Raw genomic sequence first — 23,946 nt, 5'->3', positions numbered from 1 at the left:
GCCGGTTTCGACCAGGAGCCACCGCGACTGCGTCGTCGTGCACGTCGGCGCGGGCGCGCCGGCTCGCCGCTGGCCGCCCGATCGGTTCGCGGCCGTGGTCCGGCATCTGCTCGTGCTCGGTCGCGAGGTGGTGCTCACCGGCGACGAGTACGAACGCGAGATCGCGCTGGGCATCGCCGCGCGGGCCGGGCTGCCGATCAGCCGGGTGCTGGCCGGGGAGCAGAACCTGACCGAGCTGGCCGCGACCGTCGCCGAGGCGGGGCTCGTGATCAGCGGCGACACCGGGGTCGCGCACCTGGCCACCGCGTTCGGCACGCGCACCGTCCTCATCTTCGGCCCGACACCGCCGCGCTGGGGCGGCCCGCCGCCGCACCTGCTCAACCGGCACGCCGTGCTCTGGGCCGGTCAGCTCGGCGATCCCTATGCCGACACCCCCGATCCCGGTCTGCTGCGCATCGGCGTCACCGAGGTCATCAACGCCGTGGACAAGCAGCTCACCAAGCACAATTGGCCCGCGCCGGGGACGCAGGCTCGCCGGACTCCTTATCGTCGCGTCGGCTGACGGTTCCACCCGTCGTCAGCAGGTTCGCGCTACAACTGCATTATCGAGAGTTCGGTCGCGTCGGCCGACCAGGTTGCATCCGCGTGTGCGACGAGGCTGCGCCGTACGCGCGACGCGACTTGCAGTACGTCTGCGCGACACGACCGAGTTGCCTTGAACAGCAAGACTGGCTCGCGAGACGAATCCGAGCGGCTCACACACTCCCGTCGGTGCGTGCGGTCCGCAGTGCCGCGGAGTAGGCGGCGAGGGCGCTCGGCCAGAACTGGTCGAGGTAGTCGCGGGCGTCGCCGAGGCCGCGCGGGTCCAGGGAGTAGAGGCGTCGGTTGCCCGCGGGACGCACCATGACCAGGCGAGCCTCGCGCAGCACGCGCAGGTGCTGAGAGACCGCGGAACTGGTCACGCCGGTGAGTTCCGCGAGTTCGCCGACCGCGCGCGGGGCCTGCGGGAGGGCCTCGAAGATCGCGCGGCGGGTCGGGTCGGACAGCGCCTCGAGGGCGCGCACTCCATTAGTCGCCACTGAAATAGTGTGCTCAACGAGCGACCGCTTGGTCAACTCGCCCTGATACAGAATTCCCCCAGGTGAGCACGCGAGGCGCGCCCTGGCGTTACACAGCTGTAATACTTCAACTGGGCTTTTGGACGGCTGTGACGGTAACCACACGATTGCGGAACCCGCATGAGCCTGCCGTACGTTCGTTGCATGCCCGTGACCGTTCCGTTATCTTCTCGTCGGGGCGCGACCCGGACACGACGCCACCGTGCCGCCACCCGCGCGGTGGCCGTGTCCGCTGTCGTCAGCGCCTCGCTCGGCGTCCTGGCCGCCGCCGATCAGCAGACCGCAGACCACCTGACCCCCGGCAAGCTCGCCTCCGCCGACACCGACGTCGCCACGCAGGCGGTGTTCACCGCCTTCACCCCGCCCGAGGCGCAGATCCCGCAGAGCGTGCCGGACACCGTCGTGTGGGAACAGAACCGCCTGGCCGTCGAGGCCGCGCGGCCCAAGACCGTCCGACCGATCGCCGGCGTGCTGACCTCCACCTTCGGCGTGCGCTGGGGCGCGATGCACGCGGGCCTGGACCTGGCCGACCCGATCGGCACCCCGATCGCCGCGGTCACCGACGGCGTCGTGATCGAGGCCGGACCGGCCAGCGGCTTCGGCATGTGGGTCCGGGTGCAGCAGGACGACGGCACCATCGGCATCTACGGTCACGTCAACGACATCCTGGCCACCGTCGGCCAGCAGGTCCGCGCGGGCGACATCATCGCCACCGTCGGCAATCGCGGCTTCTCCACCGGCCCGCACCTGCACTACGAGATCCATCAGGCCGGCGGCGAGCCGATCGACCCGCTCCCCTGGCTCGCCGCGCGCGGCATCGACGTGCAGGGCAATACGCCCTGACCCCAACGCCTTTCGCGAGTCGATGAGGGGCTCACGAACCGGCGATCGCCCCGGCCGCGTCCGTGTCAACGGTGACACGTGCGCGGCCGGGGCGTTCGCGCGTCTTCAGGCGTCTTGGAGTGGTTCGATGCGCGCGGGAACGTGTTTGTGCCACGGCGTGCCCGCGATGGCGTCGCGCCAGGTGACGTCGGTGAGTTCATTGGCGGCGACGCCTGTACGCCGGGTGCCGTCACCGTCGGGCAGGTCCAGGCCGAGGCCGTTGGGGAGCGCGGCGTGGCCGGGTTGCATGCGGTCGTTGATCTCCACGGTCGAGACGGCGGTGCCGCGGCTCGTGGTGATGCGGGCCCGGTCGCCGGTGGCGAGGCCGAGGTGGGCGGCGTCGTCCGGGTTGAGGCGCAGGGAGCCGTCGGGGTCGCGGTGGCGCCATGTCGCGTCGCGGAAGATCGTGTTCGCGGTGAACGCGCGGCGCTCCCCCGCGGCCAGAATGAACGGGAACTCCGACGTGGTGTGGACGGCCGGGGTCGTGGCGAGTTCGCGCACGGCGTGCAGTAATTCCGGAATTGCCAACGGGATTCGCTTGCCGGGGTGCGGCAGGTAGTCCCAGGCGTCGGCGTAGTCGTCGATGGTGAACGTGACGCCGGAGCGGCCCGCGAGGATCGCGTCGAAGAGGGCGGCGGCGTCGCGGTGTCCGGCGCGGCGCATGGCGGCCGGGTACACCTTGGCGATGCGCTGACTCAGCGCCCACAGCACCGCGGCGGAACGTGCGCCGTCGGGTAACGTCGGGCCGAGCGTCTCGTACAGCACGTACGGCGCGACGCCGGCGAGGGATCTGTCGGCCGCGAGCAGCGCGGCGAACGCCCATTTGTACGGGCGGCGACCGAGTTTCGCGGCCGCCCGCAGCACGGCGAGCTTCCCTCCGCTCACGGTGCCGAGTTCGCGAAGTAGTCGCGCGTAGATCTCCGGTTCGGGGAGGGTGCCGGGCAGCGGGTCGAGCACGGGCGCGCGCAGGTGAAAAGTGTTGTGCGGGAACTCGAGATTGAAGAAGGTGGCCTCCCACTTCTCGAATTGGCTCGCCGCGGGCAGCACGTAGTCGGCGCGGCGCGCGGTCTCGGTGAGGGCGACGTCGAGCACGACGACGAGGTCGAGCGCTTCGAGGGCCTGCCGGAACTTGGCCGAATCGGCCAGGGAGTGCGCGGGATTGGCGGATTCGATGATCATCGCGCGGAACCGATCGGGATGGTCGGTGAGGATCTCCTCGGCGATGGAGTTGCACGGCACCATGCCCCCCAGAATGGGCGCGCCGGTGACGGGCGTGCGCTTGATGTCGCGACTGTATCCGGCCAGCGGCGCCATCCACGAATGCGGGTGCATGCCACCGCGTTTGGCGAAGTTTCCGGTGAGCAGCCACAGCAGTTTGTTCAGATACGAGATGAGCGTGCTGTTGGGGCTCTGCTGGACGCCGAGGTCCTCATAGGTGGCGACGCTGGTCGCGGTGCCGATGCGGTGGGCGGTGGCGCGCACGAGTTCCTCTGGGACGCCGCAGATCTCGGCGAAGGCGGGGACATCGATGCCGGACAGTGCGCACAGGACGGCGGCGGAGTCGGTGGTGTGCTCGGCGAGGAAGGCGTGGTCGACCAGGTCGTCCTGGACGATGACCGCGAGGATCGCCGACAGGCACCACGCGTCGGTGCCCGGACGTACCCGCAGATGGAAATCGGCGAGGTCGGCGGTCTCGGTGCGCACCGGGTCGAGCACGATCATGCTGCGGGCCGGGTCCTTGGCGATCTGCTGCAAGACCGTGCGGGCGCGCGGGACGCCGTGCGACTGCCAGGGGTTCTTGCCGAGGAATATCGACACCTCGGCGTGTTCGAAGTCGCCGGTGGTGTGGCCGCCGGTGAGGTGGGCGTCGACCCAGCCTTCGCCGGTCTTCTCCTGGGCCAGGGCGCTGGATCGGTAGCGGGCGCCGACGGCTCGGCGCAGCGCTCCGCTGTACGCGCCACCGAGGTGATTGCCCTGTCCCCCACCGCCGTAGTAGAAGATCTTGTCGCCGCCGTACCGGTTCCGGACCTCGGTCAGCCGCTTGGCGATCTCCGAAATTGCTGTGTCCCAGTCGATTTCGGTGAAGGTGCCGTCGGGTTCGCGGCGCAGCGGCGTGTCGAGGCGGACGCCGCCGTTCTGATAGTGGTCGAGACGCAGCGCCTTGTTGCAGGTATAGCCGGCGGAGGCGACGTGCTCCTTGTCGCCGCGGATCTTGGCGAAGCGGCGGTCGTCGAGCTGGATCAGCAGGCCGCAGTTGTTCTCGCAAAGGATGCAGGCGGTTTTGTGCCACGGCGCGGTGTCCACCGTGCGGTCGGCGGTCATTCGCTGACCTGATCCACGCGGGTGCCGTCGAGCCACGGTTTGAGGTTCGCGAGAAACGGTGTGTCGCCTAGGCGTTCGAGGTCCTCGAAGAAGGCGGTGGTGGTGCGGGCGGCCGCGGCGGTGGTGCCCGCGGAGATGAAGCCGGCCTGTTCGCGATCGAGGCCGCGCGAGAGCGAGCGGTCGGTGCCAAAGTAGATGGCGCGCTTGGCCTCCGCGACGACCACCGGGTTGCGGGTGGCCAATCGCGCTGCGATCGCTTGTGTTTCGGCCAGGAGTTGATTCTCGGGGAACAGCCGGTGCACCAAACCCAGCCGGTACGCTTCCCCGGCCGAGAGCGGCGCGCCCTCGAGGGTCACCTCGATCGCCTTGGCGGCGCCCAGGAGACGCGAAAGCCGTTGCGTGCCACCGCCGCCCGGGATCAGATTGGCCAGCGTCTCGATCTGACCCAGCTTCACGTGCTCGGCGTCGGCCGCGTACCGCAGGTCACACGACAGCGCGATCTCGTGGCCGCCGCCGAGGGCGGGGCCGTTGATCGCGGCCAGATATACCACGCCGGACCGGTTCATCCGCAGTGTGGTCTTCTTCCAGCGGTGCCCCCACACCAATCCCGTGCCGAGCCCGCCGCCGAAGCGCTCCGCCAGCCGGGTCGCGCCCGGCAGCCGCATCGCCGCGTCGCCGAGCCGCAGGAACGGCGCCGCGGCGCGGGCCGGGATGAACGGGTGCGGCAGCTCGATCATGCCGGTCAGCGCGCTCGGGTCCGCGTGGGTGAGGAACCGGCCCGGCAACCCGCCGGTCAACACGACCGCGCCGACGCTGTCGTCCGCGTCGACCGCGGCGGTCAACACATCCAAATCGCGGACGAACTCCGGCGTAGCGAAGTTGAGCGGCGGCGCGACGACCCGCGCCGTCAACACCCGCCCGTCCCGGACCAACTCAATAGTCTCCAACTGCAGCTCAGCGGCGGACATCAGCGGCTCCTTCGAGGCACGAGACAACGGTCGATCGACGAGAATGCCCCGGTGTGAGGCTTATTCAGCCGAGGCGTTACGTGATTATGGTGTCTACCATAATAGGTGTGTCAAGAGGTACCACTTGGGGTGCGCGTTGTTCGAGGTGCGCGAAACTTTGGCAGGTCCGCTATGCCGCAGCCCGCCTTCGCAACTCCCGCATCCATCGAGCAGAGTGATATGGCTGCCCGCGAAGATCAATTGGCGACCAAATGATTCTGCTCGCCGACGGAACTCTGGCGAGCAGCAGCGCGCGTCGACATGCGCCGAGCGGGATAAAGTGTCGCAATCATCGAGCAGAGTCAAATGGCTGCCCGCGAAGATCAATTGGCGACCAAAGGACTCTGCTCACCGGACGGAGCACTAGCGAGCAGCAGCGCGCGTTGGCATGCGCTGTGCTGTGGCGAACTGTGGCCGATCATGTCGGGCAGTCCGGCTGGGTCAACGTGGCATATCAAGAGGTATCACTTGGGGCGCGCCGGTTCGGAAGTGCGCGGGACATCGCTGGTCCGCTATGCCGCAGCCCCGCCCGCAGCTCCCGCATCCATCGAGCGGAGTCGTATGCCTGCCTGCGAAGGTCTCTTGGCGACCATATGACTCTGCTCGATGACGAAGTTGACCAGCTGCGCGCGTTGACATGCTGTGCTGTGACGAACTGTGCCCGGTCATGTCGCCGAAAAGTTTCTGGTGCGACTGTGCACGCCAGCGGTGGCCTGCTCGGCTTGCCCCGGCAAGTCGGATAGGTTCTGCGGCTTGGCGTTTCGGGAGCATGAGGGGGTCCGCCGAACGCCACGTCATTGCGGGCGGCTCCCAGCCATGTCGGGCCGTCCGGCTGGGCCCGTGGCATGTCCTGAAGCATCACTTGGGGTGCGCTGGTTCGAGGTATGCGGAAAATCGCCGGATCCGCAATGCCGCAGCCCGCCCTCACCGCTGACGCATCCATCGAACAGAGTCATATGGTTGCCGGCGAAGATCACTTGGCGACCACATGACTCTGCTCGCCGAGAGCGGCGCGCGTTGGCATGCGCGCCTGTTCCGCATGATCGGTTGACCAGGGGCGGGATGTGGGAGGTACCGGGCTTCGAGGCTGGGCTCAGGGGGTGCGGGGGGCGGTGGGGATCAGGGTGCGGAGTTCGTCGAGGACGTTGTCGAGGGGGGTGATGTCGTGTTGGGCTCGACAGAGGGCGATCGCGCCTTCGAAGGCGGCCACGGTGAGGGTGGCCAGGGTGCGGGCGCGGGGGGCGGGGACGCCGTCTCGGATGAGCATGTCGGCCAGCAAGCGTTCCCAGCGGGCGAAGATGTCGGCGGCAGCGCGGGCGAATTCCGGTGCGTCGTCGTTGGTTTCGACGGCGACGGCGAAGATGGGGCAGCCGGCGCGGAAGTCGCTGTCGGTCAAGGTGCGTCGCCACATCGAGCCGAACAGGTCGAGGGCCGTGACAGGATCGTTGTCGTGGGTGAGGCGCTCGATGAACTCGGACATGACGGTGCCTGCCGTGACGACCGCATCGTTGATCAGCTCGGTCCGCCCGCCGGGAAAGTGGTGGTACACCGAGCCGCGCGGCGCACCGGTGGCGCTGAGCACCCGATCCACACTCGTCGCACTGGCACCGTGCACCCGCAACGACTCGACCGCGCCCTCGATCATCCGCCGCCGCGCATCGCCCTGACGCGGGCGCACCGACCCCTCACTACGCGCTCGGCGTGTTGCTGCCATAACCCCATGTTATGGGACGTGCCATAGACACGGCCGCACTGCCCGGTATGGACGGACTCGAAGGGTGCGGACCTCGAAAAGTGCAAGGCCGCGCGGCCCTCAGGTCATCCGTGCCCGGTGCGGGCGCACTCGGCGAGCCCCGGGGCAGTGGTGTATCGCGAGCTGCAGGAACACCGGCGGGCCGAGCCCGAAGAACGACGAGGAACCGCGCGACCGGCCAATACGAGCAGCGCGAAATCCGGCATCGCGCACCTGCTTCGGATGGCCGATGTAGGCGGATCCCTGAAAGCTGCGGACCTCGAAAAGTGCAAAGCCGCGCGGCCCTCGAGTCATCCCGCGCCCGGTCGAAGCGGACTCCATGAAGGCAGCGGATTTCAAGAAGTACGAGACCGGGCAAACCTCAGGTCGTCCCGTGCGGCACTCGCGTGGCGTGAAAATCGAGGAAGGCTGCGAGGACCTCCTCGGGTGCCTCGACCTGCGGGTAGTGCCCGACCTTCGGCAGCTCCACCACGTCGGGGTTCGGAATCAGCTCGCGATAGCGCTGCACCATATGCGCGCCGGAGACGGGGTCGAGCAGCCCGTCTATGAGGCGCAGGGGGACGGCGGTGTCGCGCAGCGCGCCGACCCAGCGCTCGCGATACCTCTTGCGCTCCCCCATGTACCGAATCAGCTTGTACCCGTTGCGCTTTCCGCGTTTGCTGCACCACAACGTCCAGAACTGGTCCAGTTCCTTTTCGCTAGGTTTCGTATCGCGCCCGAATACCCCGGACAGGCTGGAGGTGTACGCGCGCTCGCTCGCCAACATGCTCGCGACTGGTCCGAACGGACCGGCGAGCAGCCGCTGTACGAGCCGGGCCCGGTGGGTCTCCGGGAACAGGCCGCCGTTGAGCAGGCACACGGACTCGATGACCAGCGACGTGTCGCCCGCGGCCCTGCGCTCGGCGTCGCGGGCGAGCAATTCTTGAGCGACCGTGTCGCCGTAGTCGTGGGCGAGGATGTGGACCCGGTCGACGCCCTGCTCACGCAGCAGATTCTCGTGAATATCGGCCTGATCGGCGATGGAGTACAGGTAATTGCGGGGCTTCGCCGACCAGCCGAAGCCGATCATGTCCGGCGCGAGGACCCGGGCGAACCGCTGGCACAGGCCGGGCCAGACGCGGTGCCAGTCCCAGGACGCGGTCGGGAAACCGTGGATGCAGAGCAGTGTGCCGTCGGCGCCACCGCCGTCGTCGCGATAGAAGATCTGATGGCCGCGGTGGGTGAACCGCCTGCCGTTCGCCCGCCAGGACGCAAACTCCTCCATGCCTACCTCCTTGTCGCCGACAAGCATGGACCCTCGACCCCTCCGCCACAGGAATTCCGTCGACGTCGGACGTGTCATGTACCCGCGGGCGGAGTTGCCATCGATGCGCTCTGCGAGAATGCGACGGTGCATGTCGCGATCGGCCTAGTGGTTCTTGTTGCCTCAGCGGCAGCGCTGGCGGCGCTGGCCCGCCGGTTCGGAGTGTCCGAGCCCCTCGTGCTGACCCTGGCCGGGGTCGCGGCGTCTTATCTGCCGTTCGTGCCGGAGATCCACCCCGATCCGGAGATCATTCTGCTCGGATTGCTGCCGCCGCTGCTGTATACGGCGGCGATCCGGACCTCGCTGGTCGATTTCCGCGCCAATGTGCCCACGATCGCGTCGCTGTCGGTGGGTCTGGTGCTGTTCAGCACGTTCGCGGTCGCGACGGTGGTGTGGTGGCTGCTGCCGGTGCCGTTCGCGGTGGCGGTGGCGCTCGGTGCGGTGGTCGCGCCGCCGGACGCGGTGGCGGCCACGGCGGTGGCCAGGCGGATCGGGATGCCGCGCCAGATCGTCACGATCCTCGAGGACGAGTCGCTGTTCAACGACGCGACCGCGCTGGTGGCGTTGCGCACCGCGATCGCCGCGTCGGCGGGGACGGTGACGGTGTGGCAGGCGGGCGGCGACTTCGTGCTGGCCGCGGGCGGCGGCGCCGCGGTGGGCGTGGTCGTCGCGTATCTGCTTGCGCTGCTTCGCCGTCGGATCACCGACCCGGTGCTGGACACGACCCTGTCGTTCCTCGCGCCGTTCGCGGCGTATCTGCCCGCCGAGGGAATCCACGCCTCCGGTGTGATCGCGGTGGTCACCTGCGGCATGATTCTCGGGCACGGTGCGCCGGTGTGGCAGAGCGCGGCCTCGCGCATCGCGGAGCGCACCAACTGGCGCACCATCCAATTCATCTTGGAGAGCTCGGTATTCGTGATCATCGGGTTGCAGGTGCGCGCGATCATCGAGGGCGCGTGGAGCAGCGGGCTCGATCATCGGACCGTGGTGGTGGCCGCGCTCGGCGTGCTGCTGGTGACGATGCTCGCACGTCCGCTGTGGATCTTCCCGTGGTCGTTGCTGATTCGCCGGCTCGGCCGCCACTCCGGCGGGGTGCCGCTGCGGCACTCGACGGTGGTGTCGTGGGCGGGCATGCGCGGCGTGGTCACCTTGGCCGCGGTGTTGTTGCTGCCCGAGGACACTCCGCAGTTGCCGGTGCTGAAACTGCTCGCGCTGGTCGTCGTCGCGGGAACGCTGCTGCTGCAAGGCACTTCGCTGCCGTGGCTGGTGCGGCTGCTGCGCCTGCGCGGGCCGAGCCGCGCCGAGAACGCGCTGCAGAAGGCGAACCTGCTCCAGCAGGCCACGACCGCCGGGCTGGCCGAGCTCGACAAGTGGATCACGCCGGAAACGCCCGCGTCGGTGGTGGATTCGCTGCGTGACCGGGTCACCTGGAAGACCAACGCGGCGTGGGAGCGGCTGGGCCGGTCGGAGTCCGAGCTGGCGACGCCGACCGCGGAGTATCGGCGGCTGCGGCTGGCGATGCTGCGGGCGGAGCGGGAAACGGTACTGCGCGTTCGGGATTCCGGCGGCGCCGACTACGAGATCCTGCAGTACGTACTGGCCAGGCTCGACCTGGAGGAGTCGATGATCGACCGGTACGACGAGTCGGAGGAGGAACGCGTCGAGCCGCTCGCCGCGCCCAGCGCGGGCGCTACGTGCATGCACCTCGAAAACGCGCCCATGGTACGGGATCCGGCGGGCCCCGATGTCTGCGGGGAATGCGTCGCCGAGGGGATGAGCTGGGTGCATCTGCGAATGTGCCTGTCCTGCGGGCACGTTGCCTGCTGCGACTCCTCGGTGGGCAACCACGCGACCAAGCACTACGGCGGCACGGGGCATCCGGTCATGCGCAGCGTCGAGCCGGGCGAGGCGTGGCGCTGGTGCTACGTGGACGAATTGCTCGGCTGAGCGCGGTGTTTCGCGTGGGAGTAAATCAGGCGCGCGTACTCGCTGAGCAGCCGGTCCAGGGAGAGGTCTTCGCCGCCCGCGGCGATCTGCTGGTAGCCGATGAGCATCGCCATGCCGAGCCCGGTTACCACCGCGGCCGTGTCGTCGTCGCCGACGACGCCCTTGATCGCCTTGTGCACGGTGCGCCTGCGGGATTCGTCGACCCGCTTGAGCGCCAGGTTCACCGATTCGTCGTTGGCCGCCCACGCGCGGATGGCCGCCTCGGCCGCGTGGTGCAGGCCGGAGGCGAGGTCGGACATGGCGCGGATGTCGTCGTCGGGGTTGCCCTGGTTGAACTTCAGCGTGCGCAGGATCAGCACCTGCCGGTTCTCCCAGTGTTCTAACAGCGCGTCGACGAAGCCCTGCCAGCTGCCGAAGTGGTGGTAGAACGAGCCGCTGGTGACGCCGAGCCGACGGCACAGCACGCCGATATTGAGCCCCTTGAATCCGAGTTCGGCGAGCACCTCCAGAGCCGTGTCGAAGTACTGCTCCTTGGTGACCACACGTGACATGCCGGGCGCCGTTCTGTTCGTTCGGGCAGGGGTGGGAGGACCGAACAGTACCCCATTGTCTCGTCGGCTCGTACGAGGATAGCCAAGGCATTTCGTCACCTTCTAGGGGGACCCCTAGTACCTGTTACCTGGCGAAATATGTAGTGCGCGTGCGGGAATCGAGGGTCCGGCCGCACCCGGTGAATAACAGAGCGAATGCTCTGTTATTGTGGTCTCATGCCTCGTCCCCGGACTCACGATCCCGACCTCGTGCTCGATGCCGCGGAGTCGCTGGCCGTCCGCTCGGGCCCGGCCGCCGTCACCACCCGCGCCGTTTCCGCGGCGACGGGCGTGTCCAACGGCGCGATCTACCACACGTTCGGTTCGCGGGCGGAGTTGCTCGGACGTGCCTGGCTGCGGGCGGCGCAGCGGTTTCTGGCGTTGCAGTCCTCGTTGGTGACGGCCGCGCTGGCCGAGCAGGACGGTGTCGAGGCGGTGGTGGCCGCGGCCGAGGCGCCGGTGGTGTTCGCCGAGAAATTCCCCGAGTCGTCACGGTTGCTGCTCACCGTCGAGCGCGCGGAACTGCTCGGCGAGGTGCCCGAGAGCGTCGCAACCGAACTCGCGGAGACCGACAAGGTATTGGTGGAGTTGATGATCCGGCTCTCGCGGCACCTGTGGGGTCGCGGCGACGGTCGCGCGGTCGACGTGCTCACCCTGTGCCTGGTCGATCTGCCGACCGCGATCCTGCTGCGCCGCAACCGTTTCACCAATCCCCTTGCCCGCGAACAACTCCGCGCCTCGGTGCGGGCCGTGCTCGCACTGGGCCCGCCGCCGTGACCGAAATCGTCCACCCCGTAACCCCTCTCGACACAAGGAATCCCATGCCGACCCTGAGCTACCACGACAAGATCGCCGTCCTCGACCTGGGCGACGACGAAAACCGTTTCTCCCCGGACTTTCTCGAGACGGTGAACGCCCAACTCGACACCGCGCTGGCCGACGGCGCGCACGGCTTGGTCACCACCGCGAGCAGCAAGTTCTTCTCCAACGGTCTCGACCTGGACTGGCTCGGCGCCAACGGCGAGCGCACCCAGTGGTACGTCGGCGAGGTGCAGGCGCTGTTCGCGCGGGTGCTGACCCTGCCCGTCCCCACCGTCGCCGCGCTGCCGGGGCACGCTTTCGGCGCGGGTGCCATGCTCGCCATCGCGCACGACTATCGCGTCATGCGCGCCGATCGCGGCTACTTCTGCTTCCCCGAGGTCGACATTCGCATCCCGTTCACCGAGGGCATGGCCGCGCTCATCCAGGCCAAGCTCAGCCCGAAAACGGCGGTCGCCTCGATGACGACCGGTCGGCGCTTCGGCGGAAACGACGCGCTCACCGTCGATATCGTCGACGCGACCGCCGCCGAGGACGCCGTGCTGGACACCGCGCTCGCCATGCTGGCACCGCTGGGCGGCAAGGACTCCGGCACGCTCGGCGCGATCAAGAACACCATGTTCGCCGGCGCCATCACCGCGCTCCTGGCGGCGCGCCAGGCCGACTGAGCTACTCCGGCGCGGGCCCAACCTCGTCGTCCGATTCCGCGGGCACGGCGGTGACCACATCGATCTGCTCGCCGATGTAGCGGACCACCACCGCGACCACCGCCACGACCGGGACGGCGAGGAACGCGCCGACGATGCCGTACAGCGAGCCGCCCGCGGTCACGGCGAGCAACACCAGCACCGCGTGCAGCTTCATGCTGCGGCTCTGCAGAACCGGTTGCAGCACATTGCCTTCCAGTTGCTGCACCGCGACGATGATGCCGAGCACGATCAGCGCGGTGGTGAACCCGTTGCCGACCAGCGCGACGAGCACCGCCAGCGCACCGGCCACGAACGCGCCGACCATCGGGACGAAACCGCCGATGAACGTGATCACCGCGAGCACCAGCGCCAGCGGGACGCCGAGGATCACCAGGCCCGCGCCGATGAAGACCGCGTCGATCAGGCTCACCAGCGCTTGGGTCCGGATGAAACCGCCGAGGGTGACCCAGACCCGGTTCAGCACCTCCTCCACGTGCCTGCCGCCGCGGCTGCCGAGGACCGCGTGCAGCCAAGGCAGCAGGCGCGGGCCGTCCTTGACGAAGAAGAAACTCAGCACGAGCACCAGGAACAGGGTGATGAGGACCGAGGTCGCGGTGGACACGCCGCTGAACACGCCGCCCGCGATCTGCGCTGCGCTCGACTGCAACCGCGACACGATCGCGTCGACCGCGGAGTTGAGCTGCTCGTCGCGGATGCGCAGCGGCGGCCCCTGCATCCAGTCGCGCACCTGATTCACGCCCGCGGTGGACTTGTCGGCGAGGTCTGGCGCCTGATCCACCACCGACGGGACGATCAGCGCGACGATGCCGGCCAGCGCCGCGATGAACCCGGCCATCGTGATCGTCGCCGCGAGCGCGGGGCGCAGGCCGCGCTCGGTGAGCCACCGGGTGGGCGGCCACAGCACGGTCGCGATGACGATCGCGAGCGCCACGGGCAGGATGACCACCCACAGTTTCCCGATCAGATACATCAGCACCCACGCGCCCGCCGCGATCGCGACGATGCACACCGCCCACTTGGCCAGCCAGAGAATCCCCGACCCGATCACGTCCCCGCGATCAGGCACCGCCCGACTGCCGCCGCGCCGTGCCGCGCCGGATTTGCCGGCGTTGTGCTGAAAGTCTTCCTTCGGCCCACTCACGGGGGCAAGTCTCGCACGTCGTCTCGATCTGAGCAGTCCACCGGACACGCGAGGCGCTTCCCGGAACACCATCCCGGCGTGGCCGGTCGCGAGCTTCAGCCCGCGACGAGCCCGTCGCGAACGGCGAAGGGCGGCGCCCCGTGCCAGCGCCGAACCGCCCGGCGCAACGCCCGCTCATCGCTGTAGCCGAGGCGGCGGGCGATCGATCGCATCGGCAGTTCGGGATCGCTCAACAGGGCGAGCGCGCGCTCCTGCCGGACTCGCTCGACCTCGGTGCGCCAGTTCGTCTCGTGTTCGGCGAGGCGGCGTTGCAGAGTTCGCGGACTCATCGCCAGCCGCTCGGCCACCGCTTCCAGCGAGATGGCGTTCTGCTCGAAGACGATGTCCAGCGCGACCCGGAAAGCGTCGTACCAGCGCAGCACCGGCTTGGCGGCGGCCAAGGTGAGGTCGGCGTGGTGCTGGAGGATCTTCTCGAGACCGGGCTGGGATTGCGGCAGCAGCGCGTGCGCGTCGTCCTCGAGCAGCGTGAGTTCCGCGATGACTGTAGCGCTAGGTGTTTGCGGCCATCGTAAGCTCTCTCGTCGGCATGATTTCGAGGGAACAGATATGAGAACCGAACACTTCACCTTCACCACCGACGGCGATCAGCTCGTCGGCACGCTGTATCTGCCCCAGGGCACGCCGCTGGGCGCGGTCGTCACGACCGGCCCGCTGACCTCGGTCAAGGAGCAAGCCGCCGGCGCGTACGCCAGGGCGATGGCCGAGCGTGGTTTCGCGGCGCTCGCCTTCGATCACCGGACTTTCGGCGAAAGCGATGGTCTGCCAAGACAGTTCGAGAACCCGCTCGGGAAGGCGCGAGACATCCAGCATGCCGTGACGGCCCTGCTCGCCGATGAGCGGACCACAGATCTGCCGATCACCGCCGTCGGCGTGTGTGCCGGCGCCGGATACATGGCACGAGCGGTCGCCGATGATCCTCGTATCCGGGCATTCGTCGGAGTCGCGGGCTACTACGCCGACACCGCCGCCGCCCCGCCCAGTCAGGAGGCCATCGCTCGCGGCCGGGCCGCCGAGCAGGTGTGGCGGGAGACCGGGGTCGCCGAGCAGATTCCCGCGGTCGCCCCCGACGGCGGAGATGTCGGGATGCCGCTGCGCGAAGCCTACGAGTACTACGGCACGCCGCGCGGCGCGGTACCCAACTACACCAACGGGTTCGCGGTCCAATCCTTCGCCTACACAAGCGATTTCGACACCATCGAGGCCGCGGCCCGGCTCGCGGCGCCGTATGCGATGATCCATTCGGAGAACGCGCTGGCGCCCGCCTTCGCCCGTAAGTTCTACGCGACCGTGTCGAGCCCGAAGTCCGAGCTGTGGCTGGAATCGGTGGGGCAGATCGACTTCTACGACGACCCGCGGCTCATCGACGCCGCCGCCGACGCGGCCGCGGCACTCTTCCGTTCGGTCTCGGCAGGCTGAGACCGCGGGAATGCCGCCCCGTACGCGAGCACGGGGCGGCATTGTCAGCTTCAGACCAGGACCCGGCCCAGGAAGTCACGAATCAGCGCGACGATCTCCGGCCCGTGTGTCTCCAAGGCGAAATGGCCGGCGTCGAGCAGATGCAGCTCGGCGTCGGGCAGATCACGCAGATAGGCACGGGCGCCGTCGGCGCCGAAGATCTCGTCGTGTTCGCCCCAGGTGATCAGCGTCGGCGGGCGGTGCTCGGCGAAGTACTTCTGGAAGTCCGGGTAGCCGTCGAGGTTGTTCTTGTAGTCGAAGAACAGCTGCAACTGGATCTCCTTGTTGCCCGGACGATCTAGGTAGGCCTGATCCAGCATCCAGGTGTCGGGGCTCACCAGCGCCAGCCGATCGGCCGGAACACCGTGCGTGTATTGCCATTTCGTCGCGTCGAGCTCGAGCAGCTTGCGCACCTCGGGCTCGTGGGTGACGCGATCACCGGCATGCGCGAACAGCACCTCCCAGAACGGGGTGAAGCCCTCCATATACGCGTTGCCGCTCTGGGTGATGATCGCGCTGACCCGTTCGGGGTTGCGCGAGGCGATGCGCAGACCGATGGGGGCGCCGTAGTCCTGGATGTAGATCGCGAACCGTTCGATGCCGAGGATGTCGAGCAGTTCGAGGGTGAGGGCGGTGAGCGCGTCGAAGGTGTAATCGAATTCGTCGACGCTCGGCGCGGCCGACTGGCCGAAGCCCAGGTGATCGGGCGCGATCACGTGGTAGTCCTCGGCGAGGGCGGGAATCAGGTTGCGGAACATGGCCGAGCTGCTCGGAAAGCCGTGCAGCAGAAGCACAGTGGGCTTATTCGGGTCGCCGGCCTCCCGGTAGAAGATGTTCTGTCCCTGGATCTGAATGTTGTTGTGGCGGGCCTGGTTCATGATGGATCTCACTTTCTCGATGGGTTTCTACTCGGCCCAGGCCGAGTTCTGGATGGCCGGCTCGCGGTGGCGAGCCGGGTTGATCGACACGGCGGCGGCGACGGTGAACAGCACGCCGAGGGCGAAGTAGCCGCGATAGCTGTCGGTGAGGGCGTGCACGACGGTGGCCACGCCGAGGCCGGTGGCCGCCGCGAGCTGGTGGGTCACCCAGGCCGGGGCCAGCGTTCGGCCCATCCGGGCCGGGTCGAGACCGCGCGACAGGATCGCCATGGTGAGCGGGATGACCGGGAACGAGGCGATGCCGAACAGCACCGCGACTACGACCAAGACCTGCGGTCCCGGCACGAACACCGCGGCAAGCAGCGCCGTCAGCCGCACCGAATAAAGCACTCGGAGAAGGGTTTCCGGTGGGTGCCGACGGAGTAGACGCACCATCGCCGCCGAGGTCACCCCCGCTGCCAGCGCCGCGAGCGCGACGAGCCTGCCCGCGCCCGCGACCGTCCAGCCCTGCTCCACCGCGTGTTTGGGCAGCATCAACACGACCACGTACAGGGTCGCCGCGTGTAAACCGAAGCCCACCAGCACTTTCCAGCGATCGGCCAGTGACTCCCCCGCACCCGCGCCGGTAGGAGCACGCTGATCGGCCGGCAGGATCACGGCGAGCACTCCGGTCGCGGCCAGACCGATCGCACCCAACAGGGCGAAGGCGCCGCGCACCCCGACGGGATCGAACAGCGTCGTGGCCAACCAGGGTGCGATCAGCTGCCCGACGTTGATGCCGATCGCCGCTCTGGCCATGGCGGGCCCGGCGTTCGCGCCGTGGGCACGACCGAGCAGCGTGGTCACGGTCAGCGTCGACGAGGACGCGAATCCCAGCCCGCCCAGCACCATGTAGGCGGCGACGAACTGCCAGGTCCGCGTGACCTCCGCCAGCACGAGATAACTGCCGGAGATCAGCGTGAGCCCGCCGACCAGTACGAGTTTGGGCCCGATCCTGTCGAGCAGCCTGCCGATGCCGTGCTGGGCCAAGCCTGTGACGGCGGTGCCCAGAGCAGCGGCGACGGCGAGCGCGGTGGCCGAGATGCCGTATTCGGCGGCGGTCGGAGCGAAGAACACTCCCATGGTGAAGTTCAGGCCGAACGACACGGTCATGGCCGCGAGTCCGGCCCAGGCGAGCTGTGCACGCCCGATGGGCGTCGGGTAGAGGTTCACGACTGCCCCTTGGCCCGTTCGATTCTCACGGTCAGCGCGGCGAGCAGGTCCGCGAGCAGCTCGATGGTGGTCTCGTCGGCGAGGTTGCCCGCGTCGTCGAAGCGTTCGTGCGAGCGGAAGGCGATGACCTCCGGCTTCCCCACGACATCGCTGTCGGTCCAGACGAAGACCTGTCGCAGTGCGAGTTGCGCACGGACCGAACCGAATTGGGTCGGCGCGGCGCCCATGATCGCGATCGGCTTACGGAGCAGCGGCAGCCCCTCGGTCTTGGTCCAGTCGGTGCTCACCCAGTCGATGGCGTTCTTCAGCACGCCGGGGATCGAGTAGTTGTACTCGGGCGTCGCGAACAACACGCCGTCGGCGGCGGTGAGACGGCGGCGCAGGTCGGCCGCCGCCGCGGGCCGCCGGTCCGGGGTGTCCTGATCCATGTCGTAGGGCGGGATCTCGCGCAGGCCGTCATAGATCTCGATATCGAGGCCGTCGCTGTACTTCTGGGCGGCGCGCAGCAAGGCGGTGTTGTGCGAGTCGGCGCGCAAGCTGCCGGAGATGGCGAGGACGGTGTGGTTGTTCATCGAACTTCTTTCGTGGTCGCCGAGTCGTGGCGAGACCTGCATCGGATGGTCAGTGGGAGTGGTGGCGGAGGATCGGCCGGTCGAGCGTCTGCTGCACGTCGGCGGGCAGCTGTGCGGCGCGACCGGTGGCGATGTGGGGTGGGACAAGGGGCGGAGCAGACATCGGAGACCTCACTGTTTCAGGCTTTCTAACCATTCAAAAGACTATGAACGGTTAGAGGTGGCGTATTGATTCCCGATTCCGATGGGAGAGTTTTGGATTCGGGACGGGGCGCTGCGGGAGCGCGCTTCGAACTCTATGGCGCGACTCCGTTGCCGACGCCGGACTCCCGCCGCCGAGCTGCGGACTATTCGCGCCACGACCCCTGGTTGAGAGCGTGCGGGCGGCCCTGAACCCGGGGGCGCCGGTCGACGATCCGGCCCGGTGACCGGGATCGGGGAGTACGCGGCGGGGCGGGGGCGGTAGGTTCGGGTGATCTTCTGGAGGAGGGTCACTGTGGCCGAGGCAGCTGTGTTGGAACGGCGGGGGCACGTCGCTGTAATCACCTTGAATCGTCCGGAGGCGATGAACGCGGTGAACGCCGCGCTGTCCAGTGCCGTGGGGGCGGCGTTGGACGAGCTGGCCGCCGATCCGGAGTTACGGGTGGGGGTGATCACCGGGGCGGGGCGCGCGTTCTGCGCGGGAGCCGATCTCAAGGAGTTGGCGCGGGGCAACGGGATTCACGATCCGGCGCATCCGGAGTACGGATTCGCGGGACTGGTCCAGCATTTCGTGGACAAGCCGCTTATCGCGGCGGTCAACGGGTTCGCCCTCGGCGGCGGCACCGAGATCGTGCTGGCCAGCGATCTGGCGGTGATGAGCGAGGATGCCTCGCTCGGCCTGCCGGAGGTGACGCGCGGATTGGTCGCCGCGGCAGGCGGATTGCTGCGGCTGCCGCGCGCGGTGCCGCCGAAGATCGCGCTCGAGCTGGCGTTGACCGGCACGCCGATCGACGCCGCGCGGGCCGCGCAGTGGGGTCTGGTCAACCGGGTGGTGCCCGCGGATCAGGTGCTGACCGCCGCACTGGAACTCGCCGAGACCATCGCGTCGAACGCACCGCTGGCGGTCCGCGCCTCCAAGCGAATCATGCACCGCGTCAACGAGTTCGGCTCGGACTGGGACACGCCGATCTGGCAGATGAGCTTCGAGGAGGCAGGGCCGGTGTTCACCAGCCAGGACGCGCTGGAAGGTCCGCGCGCGTTCGCCGAGAAGCGGCCGCCGCAATGGCGCGGCGTGTGAATCAGCCTAATCAGCTTGGCTTTTCATCCCCGGTGAGGTGGGTGTCGAAGAAGCTGAAGATGCGATGCCAGGCGTCGCGCGACGCGTCCTCGTTGTAGCCGAGGCCCGTGACGCGCAGCAGCGGGTCGGCGGGGGTGCAGTTGGCGAAGGCGTGGGTGACCTTCGGATACACCTTGATGTCGTGCTCGACGCCGAGTTCGGTCAGCGCCTCCTCGAGTTTGCGCGGGGCGCCGATCAGGATCGGATCGCGCTGGGCGTAGCTGGCGACCACCGGGCACGCGCCGTCGAGCATGGCGCGGTAGTCGCCGTAGAGGGACGGATAGAACGGCGCGGACGCGTCGAAACCCTTGGGCGCGACCAGGAGTGCGAACCCGCCGCCCATGCAGAAGCCGACCACGGCGGTGCGGCCGGTGCAGTCGGGGTCGGCGACGAGCCGGTCGCGCGCTGCCAGGACGTCGCGCACGGGCGGGCCGTCGCCGGTGAACACCAGCGCGCGATAGATCGTCCGAATGCAGCGGACCCGGCCGCGCGAGAACAGATTCGGCGCGATCGTCAGGTATCCGTAGTCGGCGAGCATCCGCACGGTGCGTCGCAGATCCGCGCTGAATCCCACGCCGTCGTGGATCACCACCACTCCGGGCCACGGCCCGTCCCCGGACGGCCGCTCCACTACCGCCTCGAGCCGTCCATCGGGCGCGGTGAGCTCAATCGTCTCCATGCCCACCGAATCTAGGTCAGTGTCTCAGACATGTACAGCACGAGCGCTACCGGCCGCTATCGGCGATTATGCCGGGTGCGCTTCGTGCCACGGGCGTCGGCGTACCATGCGTGCCATGACGACCCCGTGGATCTATCGAATCGTCATACCGGTGGACGACATCGAGGTGGCGACCAAGTTCTACGCCACGATTCTGCAGACTCCCGGCGAGCGTGTCTGGGCGAATCGCCATTACTTCCGATGTGGCGGCGTGATACTCGCCTGCGTGGAACCGGGTCCGGAGTCCGGGGATTTCCACCTCGACGGTGATCCGCGCATTCTCTATTTCGGCGTCGAGGATATCGAGGAGACCAGGGAATTGGTGCGCCGCGCCGGACCCGCGCAGGTGGACGCGGACATCGAGGAGCAGGCCTGGGGCGAGCGTTCGTTCTACGCCCAGGATCCGTTCGGCACCCGGCTGTGTTTCGTGCATGGTTCCACCATTTACGAGGGCGGCGAATTCGCGGAATAGTCACTGTCGTCCGCAGCGACGGCTCGCGTCACTGTCGAAGGGCGCGGTTCGCCGCAACTGTGCGCGAAACCCGCCGCCCCGCAGATGCGGCACGCGGCGCGGCGAAGCCGGGGCGGCGGTGCGCGCCTGGATCCGGAGCGCGGTACCGAGATGTGGATACCGCGGGCTGCGGTTTGCTCGGTACTCGAGGTCGAGACGCCCCGGCAGGTGAGCACCTCGGCCTACCGTGACGCCGCAGGCTGCGGGTTGGTCTCGGCGCTCGAGGTCGAGACGCCCCGACCTCGGCCTGCCGTCTCCGTGGACAAGGCCGGGCGGCCGCGGTGCGGTGTGGCAGCATCACCGCGTCGGCAGGTTTCGCGAGGTCCATGCGGCGAGTTCGGTAGCGTTGTCCGATGATCCTCTGTCGGATCCTCGGCCCCGTCACGGTCGAGGTGGACGGTGTCGTGGTCGACCTGGGTGGAGCGGTGGCGCGGCGGCTGCTCGCGGCGCTGGCGACCGGAATGGGCGCCGCGGTGGATCATTCCGTGCTCGCGGAGCTGGTGTGGGGCGACGAGCCGCCGCGCGACGCGACGAAAACCGTTCGGGTCGCGGTACATCGATTGCGGATGGCGCTCGGGCCGCGCGGAGCATCCTGGATCGTGTCGGAGCCCGGCGGCTATCGGCTCGCGGTCGGGCCGTCGGGCACCGACCACGGCCTGTTCGCCGATCGGGTGACGGCCGGATTGCGGGCCTCGGCCGCCGGGCGCCCGTCGACGGCGATCGGGTTGCTGGAGTCGGCGCTCGCACTCTGGCGCGGCCGACCGTGGCCGGAGTTCGAGGAATCGGCGCCGGTTTCCGCGGCCCGGGCACGCCTGCTGGAGCTGTACGAGCTCGGCTTCGAGGAGTTACAGGCGGCCCGTCTGGAATGTGGGGACGCCACTGCGGCGGTGGTCGCGCTCAGCGGCACCATCACCGAGGCGCCCTACCGTGAAAGACGCTGGGAATTGCTGGCGTTGGCATTGTATCGGAGCGGACGGCAGGCACAGGCGCTGGCCGAGTTGCGGCGGGTGCGCGATCTGCTCGTCGATGAGCTCGGCATCGAACCGGGGCCCGCGCTGCGGGAATTGGCGGACCGGATGCTCGCCCATGACCCGCGCCTACTGGCCGTCTCCGCGCCGGCGGAGCTCAGCGCGAAAGCCGCAGTGCGGACGGAAGGCGTTGGGGCCGAGCCGGTTACGGGGCCGGCGCGACCGCTGTCGGTGTTCATCGGCCGTCGCACCGAGCTCGACCTGCTCCAGGAATTGCTTACCGAGAACCGCTTGGTGACCGTCGTCGGCCCCGCAGGTGTCGGCAAGACACGCCTTGTCATCGAGTACGCCGCCGAACGACCCGGCGCCTGGCTGGTGCCGTTGGCCGACAGTCGCAGCGCGGCGGACGTCGCGCCGTCGATCGCCGCGGCACTCGGAATCCCCAGCGTCATCGGCGATCCCATGACCGCGGTGCGGCACGCGCTGCGCGACCAATCCGGTCTGCTGATCCTGGACAACTGCGAACACCTCGTCGACGGCCTGACGACCATCGTGCCCGAGCTGCTGGCCCACGCCGCCGGAGTGCACATCCTCGCCACCAGCCGCCGCCCGCTCGGCATCGCGGGCGAGCGAGTAATGCCGTTGCACCCCTTGACGACCGACGCCTCCGACGGCCACGCCGGACCCGCCGTCGAATTGCTGTACGAGCGGGTAAGCGCCGGCCGCGCCGACTGGCGGGCCACCCCGGACGACGAGTGGGCCGCCCACGCCATCTGCCGCGCGCTCGACGGCCTGCCGCTGGCCATCGAACTGGCCGCGGCCAGAGAGCGCGTACTCGGACTGTCCGGCATCGCCACCCTGCTACCCGAGCGCACCGACGTGCTCGCACCGACACCGCACGGGTCACTGTCCCCACACGACTCACTCACCTCGGCCATCGCCTGGAGCGTCGAACAACTCGACACCGCCGATCGAGCACTGCTGCTGCGACTATGGCCCTTCGGCGGTGGATTCACCTGGCAGGCAGCCGAATCGGTGTGGCGCGACGGTGACGGCGCGGTGCTCGCCCGGCTCTCGACGCTCGTCGATCGGTCGGTGGTCATCGCGGACGTCACGAACGGCAGCGCCAGATACCGGATGCTGGAGACCATCCGGCGCTACTGCCGCGACAACGACCCGGACCCCGCGGCAACGCAAGAGGCACACGCGGACTGGGTTCGCCGGCTCATGCGGATGCAGGCGGGCCTGCTCAGCAGATCCCGATCGGCGGCCACGGCCGCGCTGCTCTCGACCGAAATGGCCAATATCCGCATCGGTTTTCATCACGACCTGGCCCACCGTCCGATCGAGGCGCTGCGTTCGACGGGCGCGCTGTCCACGATCTCGGTGACGGTCGGCACCGTGCGCGAGGCGATCCGCGGTATCCGGGCCGCGTTGGCCGCCTGCCCCGACGCGGCGCTGACCGAACGCGTCGAGGCGCTGATCGCGCTGTCGATCAGCGAATCGCACTCCGGGAACAGCGCAGCGGCGGTGCGTGCGGCCGAATCGGCCATCGGCCAGCTCGACGCGACGAACCCGGAGCACGAATTGCTTTTGATGCGTGCCTATTCGGGACAGAGCAACGCGTTGGCCGAGTCGAACGACATGGGGGCGTTTCGGCTCGCGCACCGTCGTTTCCGCGCCGCCACCGAGAGTCCGATCGCGCCGGAGGCGCTGCGCGTGAACGCCAGGGTGGGAGCGGCGATACTGCAATTCCATGACGGACAGGTCGATACCGCGATCGAGACCATGCTCGCATGCCGTGACAGCGCGACGCGCAACGGCAACATCTGGGTTCGCGGCAAGATCGAGACGATGCTCGCCTGGACGCTGCTCATGCGAGCCCCCACGGACGCCACGTCGATACGGCAGGCGCTCGACTACCTCTCCTCGGCACTCACCGCCTTCGAACAGCAACCCCACGGGGTGGAGGTGCTGCTCTGCCTCGACGCCGGTGTCTGCGCGCTGATCTGCCTGGGGTACAAGGACATCGCGCAGCGACTGCACGCGGCGATTCTCGGCCATGCCGCACGCATCGGCACCGATCCGTGCCGGTTGCTGCGTACGCTCGCGCAGGGGTTGGCGGACCGGAAAGCCGAGGGACTCGCCGGTATTCAGCCGTCCGGGCCGGTTCCGAGTTGGTCGGCGATGGTCGAGTTGTTCACCGGAACTGTCGCCGGTCTCGCGAAATCGTGACTGGCCGGCCGGGTTTGATGATTCATACGACGCCGCGTAGATCGCCGATCTGCAACCCGCGGCCGACGGTGGCTGCCGTTGTCACGCCGACACTCCTGTAGACGTGCTGCACGTCGATGACGTCGCCGCGACGCCAGGAGTCGGCACACTGTCGGGCCTGCCTCCCGGCAGGGGCGTTTGGCGGGGCCACCTCGGTGGGCGCCAGAGGTGCGCGCCAGAAATCAGCGCACGAACCGGAAGAAGGCCCACACATCGTCGTTGGGTCCGGCGCGCGAGGTGAGGCTCAGCCGCGGTTGAGATAGCCGTTGTGGTGGCCAGCGCGTAGCCCTGGTGGGTGGCTGGCGCGTAACCATGGCGAGGCGGCCAGCGCGTAACCACGGCGAGGCGGCTGGCGCGTAACCGCGGCGGAATGGCCGAAACGTAGCCA

Annotated in this window: 21 protein-coding genes; 9 read left to right on the top strand and 12 right to left on the bottom strand. The window is 68.6% G+C overall.

The window, feature by feature from the left end; translation table 11 throughout:
• The coding region (locus ON39_RS17765; RefSeq protein WP_040735463.1) for a glycosyltransferase family 9 protein at window positions 1-562 on the top strand (562 nt) is incomplete at its 5' end.
• 193 nt (window positions 563-755) lie between these two features.
• Here the strand turns inward: ON39_RS17765 and ON39_RS17760 are convergent.
• Window positions 756-1,079 carry an ArsR/SmtB family transcription factor gene (locus ON39_RS17760; protein WP_040735446.1) on the bottom strand — a complete coding sequence of 108 codons (324 nt, stop codon included), beginning with the start codon at window positions 1,077-1,079 and terminating at the stop codon, window positions 756-758.
• A gap of 264 nt (window positions 1,080-1,343) precedes the next feature.
• On the opposite strand from ON39_RS17760, the gene ON39_RS17755 reads away from it, so the two are divergent.
• Complete coding sequence (locus ON39_RS17755; protein ID WP_040735461.1) at window positions 1,344-1,961, top strand: M23 family metallopeptidase; 618 nt, start codon at window positions 1,344-1,346, stop codon at window positions 1,959-1,961.
• A gap of 105 nt (window positions 1,962-2,066) precedes the next feature.
• On the opposite strand, the gene ON39_RS17750 is transcribed toward ON39_RS17755, so the two are convergent.
• The 4 genes from ON39_RS17750 to ON39_RS17735 all read right to left on the bottom strand — a co-directional run bounded on the left by ON39_RS17750 (window position 2,067) and on the right by ON39_RS17735 (window position 8,346).
• Window positions 2,067-4,322 (bottom strand): molybdopterin-dependent oxidoreductase, encoded by a 2,256-nt coding sequence (locus ON39_RS17750; RefSeq protein WP_040735444.1) that lies wholly within the window; start codon window positions 4,320-4,322, stop codon window positions 2,067-2,069.
• Window positions 4,319-5,290 carry an enoyl-CoA hydratase/isomerase family protein gene (locus ON39_RS17745; RefSeq protein WP_040735442.1) on the bottom strand — a complete coding sequence of 324 codons (972 nt, stop codon included), beginning with the start codon at window positions 5,288-5,290 and terminating at the stop codon, window positions 4,319-4,321. Before ON39_RS17745 ends, ON39_RS17750 begins: the two co-directional genes overlap by 4 nt.
• 1,132 nt (window positions 5,291-6,422) lie before the next feature.
• Entirely contained in the window at window positions 6,423-7,043 is a 621-nt protein-coding gene (locus tag ON39_RS51170) for a TetR/AcrR family transcriptional regulator (protein WP_281278339.1), read from the bottom strand.
• 400 nt (window positions 7,044-7,443) lie between these two features.
• Window positions 7,444-8,346, bottom strand: a complete 903-nt coding sequence (locus ON39_RS17735; protein WP_040735458.1) for an alpha/beta fold hydrolase — start codon at window positions 8,344-8,346, stop codon at window positions 7,444-7,446.
• A 126-nt stretch (window positions 8,347-8,472) separates the two neighbouring features.
• Between ON39_RS17735 and ON39_RS17730 the strand changes: the two genes are divergently transcribed.
• Window positions 8,473-10,332 carry a Na+/H+ antiporter gene (locus tag ON39_RS17730; protein WP_040735437.1) on the top strand — a complete coding sequence of 620 codons (1,860 nt, stop codon included), beginning with the start codon at window positions 8,473-8,475 and terminating at the stop codon, window positions 10,330-10,332.
• Here ON39_RS17730 and ON39_RS17725 read toward each other — a convergent pair.
• Window positions 10,308-10,883, bottom strand: a complete 576-nt coding sequence (locus ON39_RS17725) for a TetR/AcrR family transcriptional regulator (RefSeq protein ID WP_040735435.1) — start codon at window positions 10,881-10,883, stop codon at window positions 10,308-10,310. The genes ON39_RS17730 and ON39_RS17725 overlap by 25 nt on opposite strands.
• Window positions 10,884-11,099: 216 nt before the next feature.
• On the opposite strand from ON39_RS17725, the gene ON39_RS17720 reads away from it, so the two are divergent.
• Window positions 11,100-11,699 (top strand): TetR/AcrR family transcriptional regulator, encoded by a 600-nt coding sequence (locus tag ON39_RS17720; RefSeq protein WP_040735434.1) that lies wholly within the window; start codon window positions 11,100-11,102, stop codon window positions 11,697-11,699.
• Between the two features lie 44 nt (window positions 11,700-11,743).
• On the top strand, window positions 11,744-12,409 hold the full coding sequence (locus tag ON39_RS17715; RefSeq protein ID WP_040735432.1) for an enoyl-CoA hydratase-related protein: 666 nt from the start codon (window positions 11,744-11,746) through the stop codon (window positions 12,407-12,409).
• Window position 12,410: 1 nt separating this feature from the next.
• On the opposite strand, the gene ON39_RS17710 is transcribed toward ON39_RS17715, so the two are convergent.
• Both ON39_RS17710 and ON39_RS48855 read right to left on the bottom strand, forming a co-directional pair.
• Window positions 12,411-13,592: an AI-2E family transporter gene (locus tag ON39_RS17710; RefSeq protein ID WP_246002653.1), complete on the bottom strand. Its 1,182-nt coding sequence runs from the start codon at window positions 13,590-13,592 to the stop codon at window positions 12,411-12,413.
• Window positions 13,593-13,687: 95 nt separating this feature from the next.
• Complete coding sequence (locus ON39_RS48855) at window positions 13,688-14,218, bottom strand: helix-turn-helix transcriptional regulator (RefSeq protein WP_157195487.1); 531 nt, start codon at window positions 14,216-14,218, stop codon at window positions 13,688-13,690.
• Between ON39_RS48855 and ON39_RS17700 the strand changes: the two genes are divergently transcribed.
• The gene (locus ON39_RS17700) at window positions 14,199-15,068 is read left to right on the top strand and encodes an alpha/beta hydrolase (RefSeq protein ID WP_040735431.1); all 870 of its coding nucleotides are present in this window, start codon (window positions 14,199-14,201) and stop codon (window positions 15,066-15,068) included. The two genes, ON39_RS48855 and ON39_RS17700, sit on opposite strands and share 20 nt — an antisense overlap.
• Window positions 15,069-15,118: 50 nt before the next feature.
• Here the strand turns inward: ON39_RS17700 and ON39_RS17695 are convergent, their stop codons facing one another.
• From ON39_RS17695 to ON39_RS17685, 3 genes are read right to left on the bottom strand one after another with little or no spacing between them, the layout of a single operon-like run.
• Window positions 15,119-15,985, bottom strand: coding sequence for an alpha/beta fold hydrolase (locus tag ON39_RS17695; RefSeq protein ID WP_040735428.1), 867 nt, complete (start codon window positions 15,983-15,985; stop codon window positions 15,119-15,121).
• Between the two features lie 27 nt (window positions 15,986-16,012).
• Window positions 16,013-17,197: an MFS transporter gene (locus ON39_RS17690; protein WP_040735426.1), complete on the bottom strand. Its 1,185-nt coding sequence runs from the start codon at window positions 17,195-17,197 to the stop codon at window positions 16,013-16,015.
• Window positions 17,194-17,769 carry an NADPH-dependent FMN reductase gene (locus tag ON39_RS17685; protein WP_040735451.1) on the bottom strand — a complete coding sequence of 192 codons (576 nt, stop codon included), beginning with the start codon at window positions 17,767-17,769 and terminating at the stop codon, window positions 17,194-17,196. Before ON39_RS17685 ends, ON39_RS17690 begins: the two co-directional genes overlap by 4 nt.
• A gap of 496 nt (window positions 17,770-18,265) precedes the next feature.
• On the opposite strand from ON39_RS17685, the gene ON39_RS17680 reads away from it, so the two are divergent.
• The gene (locus ON39_RS17680) at window positions 18,266-19,048 is read left to right on the top strand and encodes a crotonase/enoyl-CoA hydratase family protein (RefSeq protein ID WP_040735424.1); all 783 of its coding nucleotides are present in this window, start codon (window positions 18,266-18,268) and stop codon (window positions 19,046-19,048) included.
• Window positions 19,049-19,058: 10 nt separating this feature from the next.
• Here ON39_RS17680 and ON39_RS17675 read toward each other — a convergent pair whose 3' ends face one another.
• A complete protein-coding gene (locus ON39_RS17675; protein ID WP_040735422.1) occupies window positions 19,059-19,766 on the bottom strand; it encodes a dienelactone hydrolase family protein in 708 nt (235 codons plus the stop codon).
• 115 nt (window positions 19,767-19,881) lie between these two features.
• On the opposite strand from ON39_RS17675, the gene ON39_RS17670 reads away from it, so the two are divergent.
• Both ON39_RS17670 and ON39_RS45960 read left to right on the top strand, forming a co-directional pair.
• Window positions 19,882-20,277, top strand: a complete 396-nt coding sequence (locus tag ON39_RS17670) for a VOC family protein (RefSeq protein WP_040735420.1) — start codon at window positions 19,882-19,884, stop codon at window positions 20,275-20,277.
• Window positions 20,278-20,669: 392 nt separating this feature from the next.
• Window positions 20,670-23,519 carry an AfsR/SARP family transcriptional regulator gene (locus tag ON39_RS45960; RefSeq protein ID WP_051186755.1) on the top strand — a complete coding sequence of 950 codons (2,850 nt, stop codon included), beginning with the start codon at window positions 20,670-20,672 and terminating at the stop codon, window positions 23,517-23,519.
• Window positions 23,520-23,946 lie beyond the last annotated feature (427 nt).

This window comes from Nocardia tenerifensis NBRC 101015 (assembly GCF_000308715.1).
Lineage (GTDB): Bacteria > Actinomycetota > Actinomycetes > Mycobacteriales > Mycobacteriaceae > Nocardia > Nocardia tenerifensis.
This window is presented reverse-complemented; position numbering and strand designations above follow the sequence as displayed.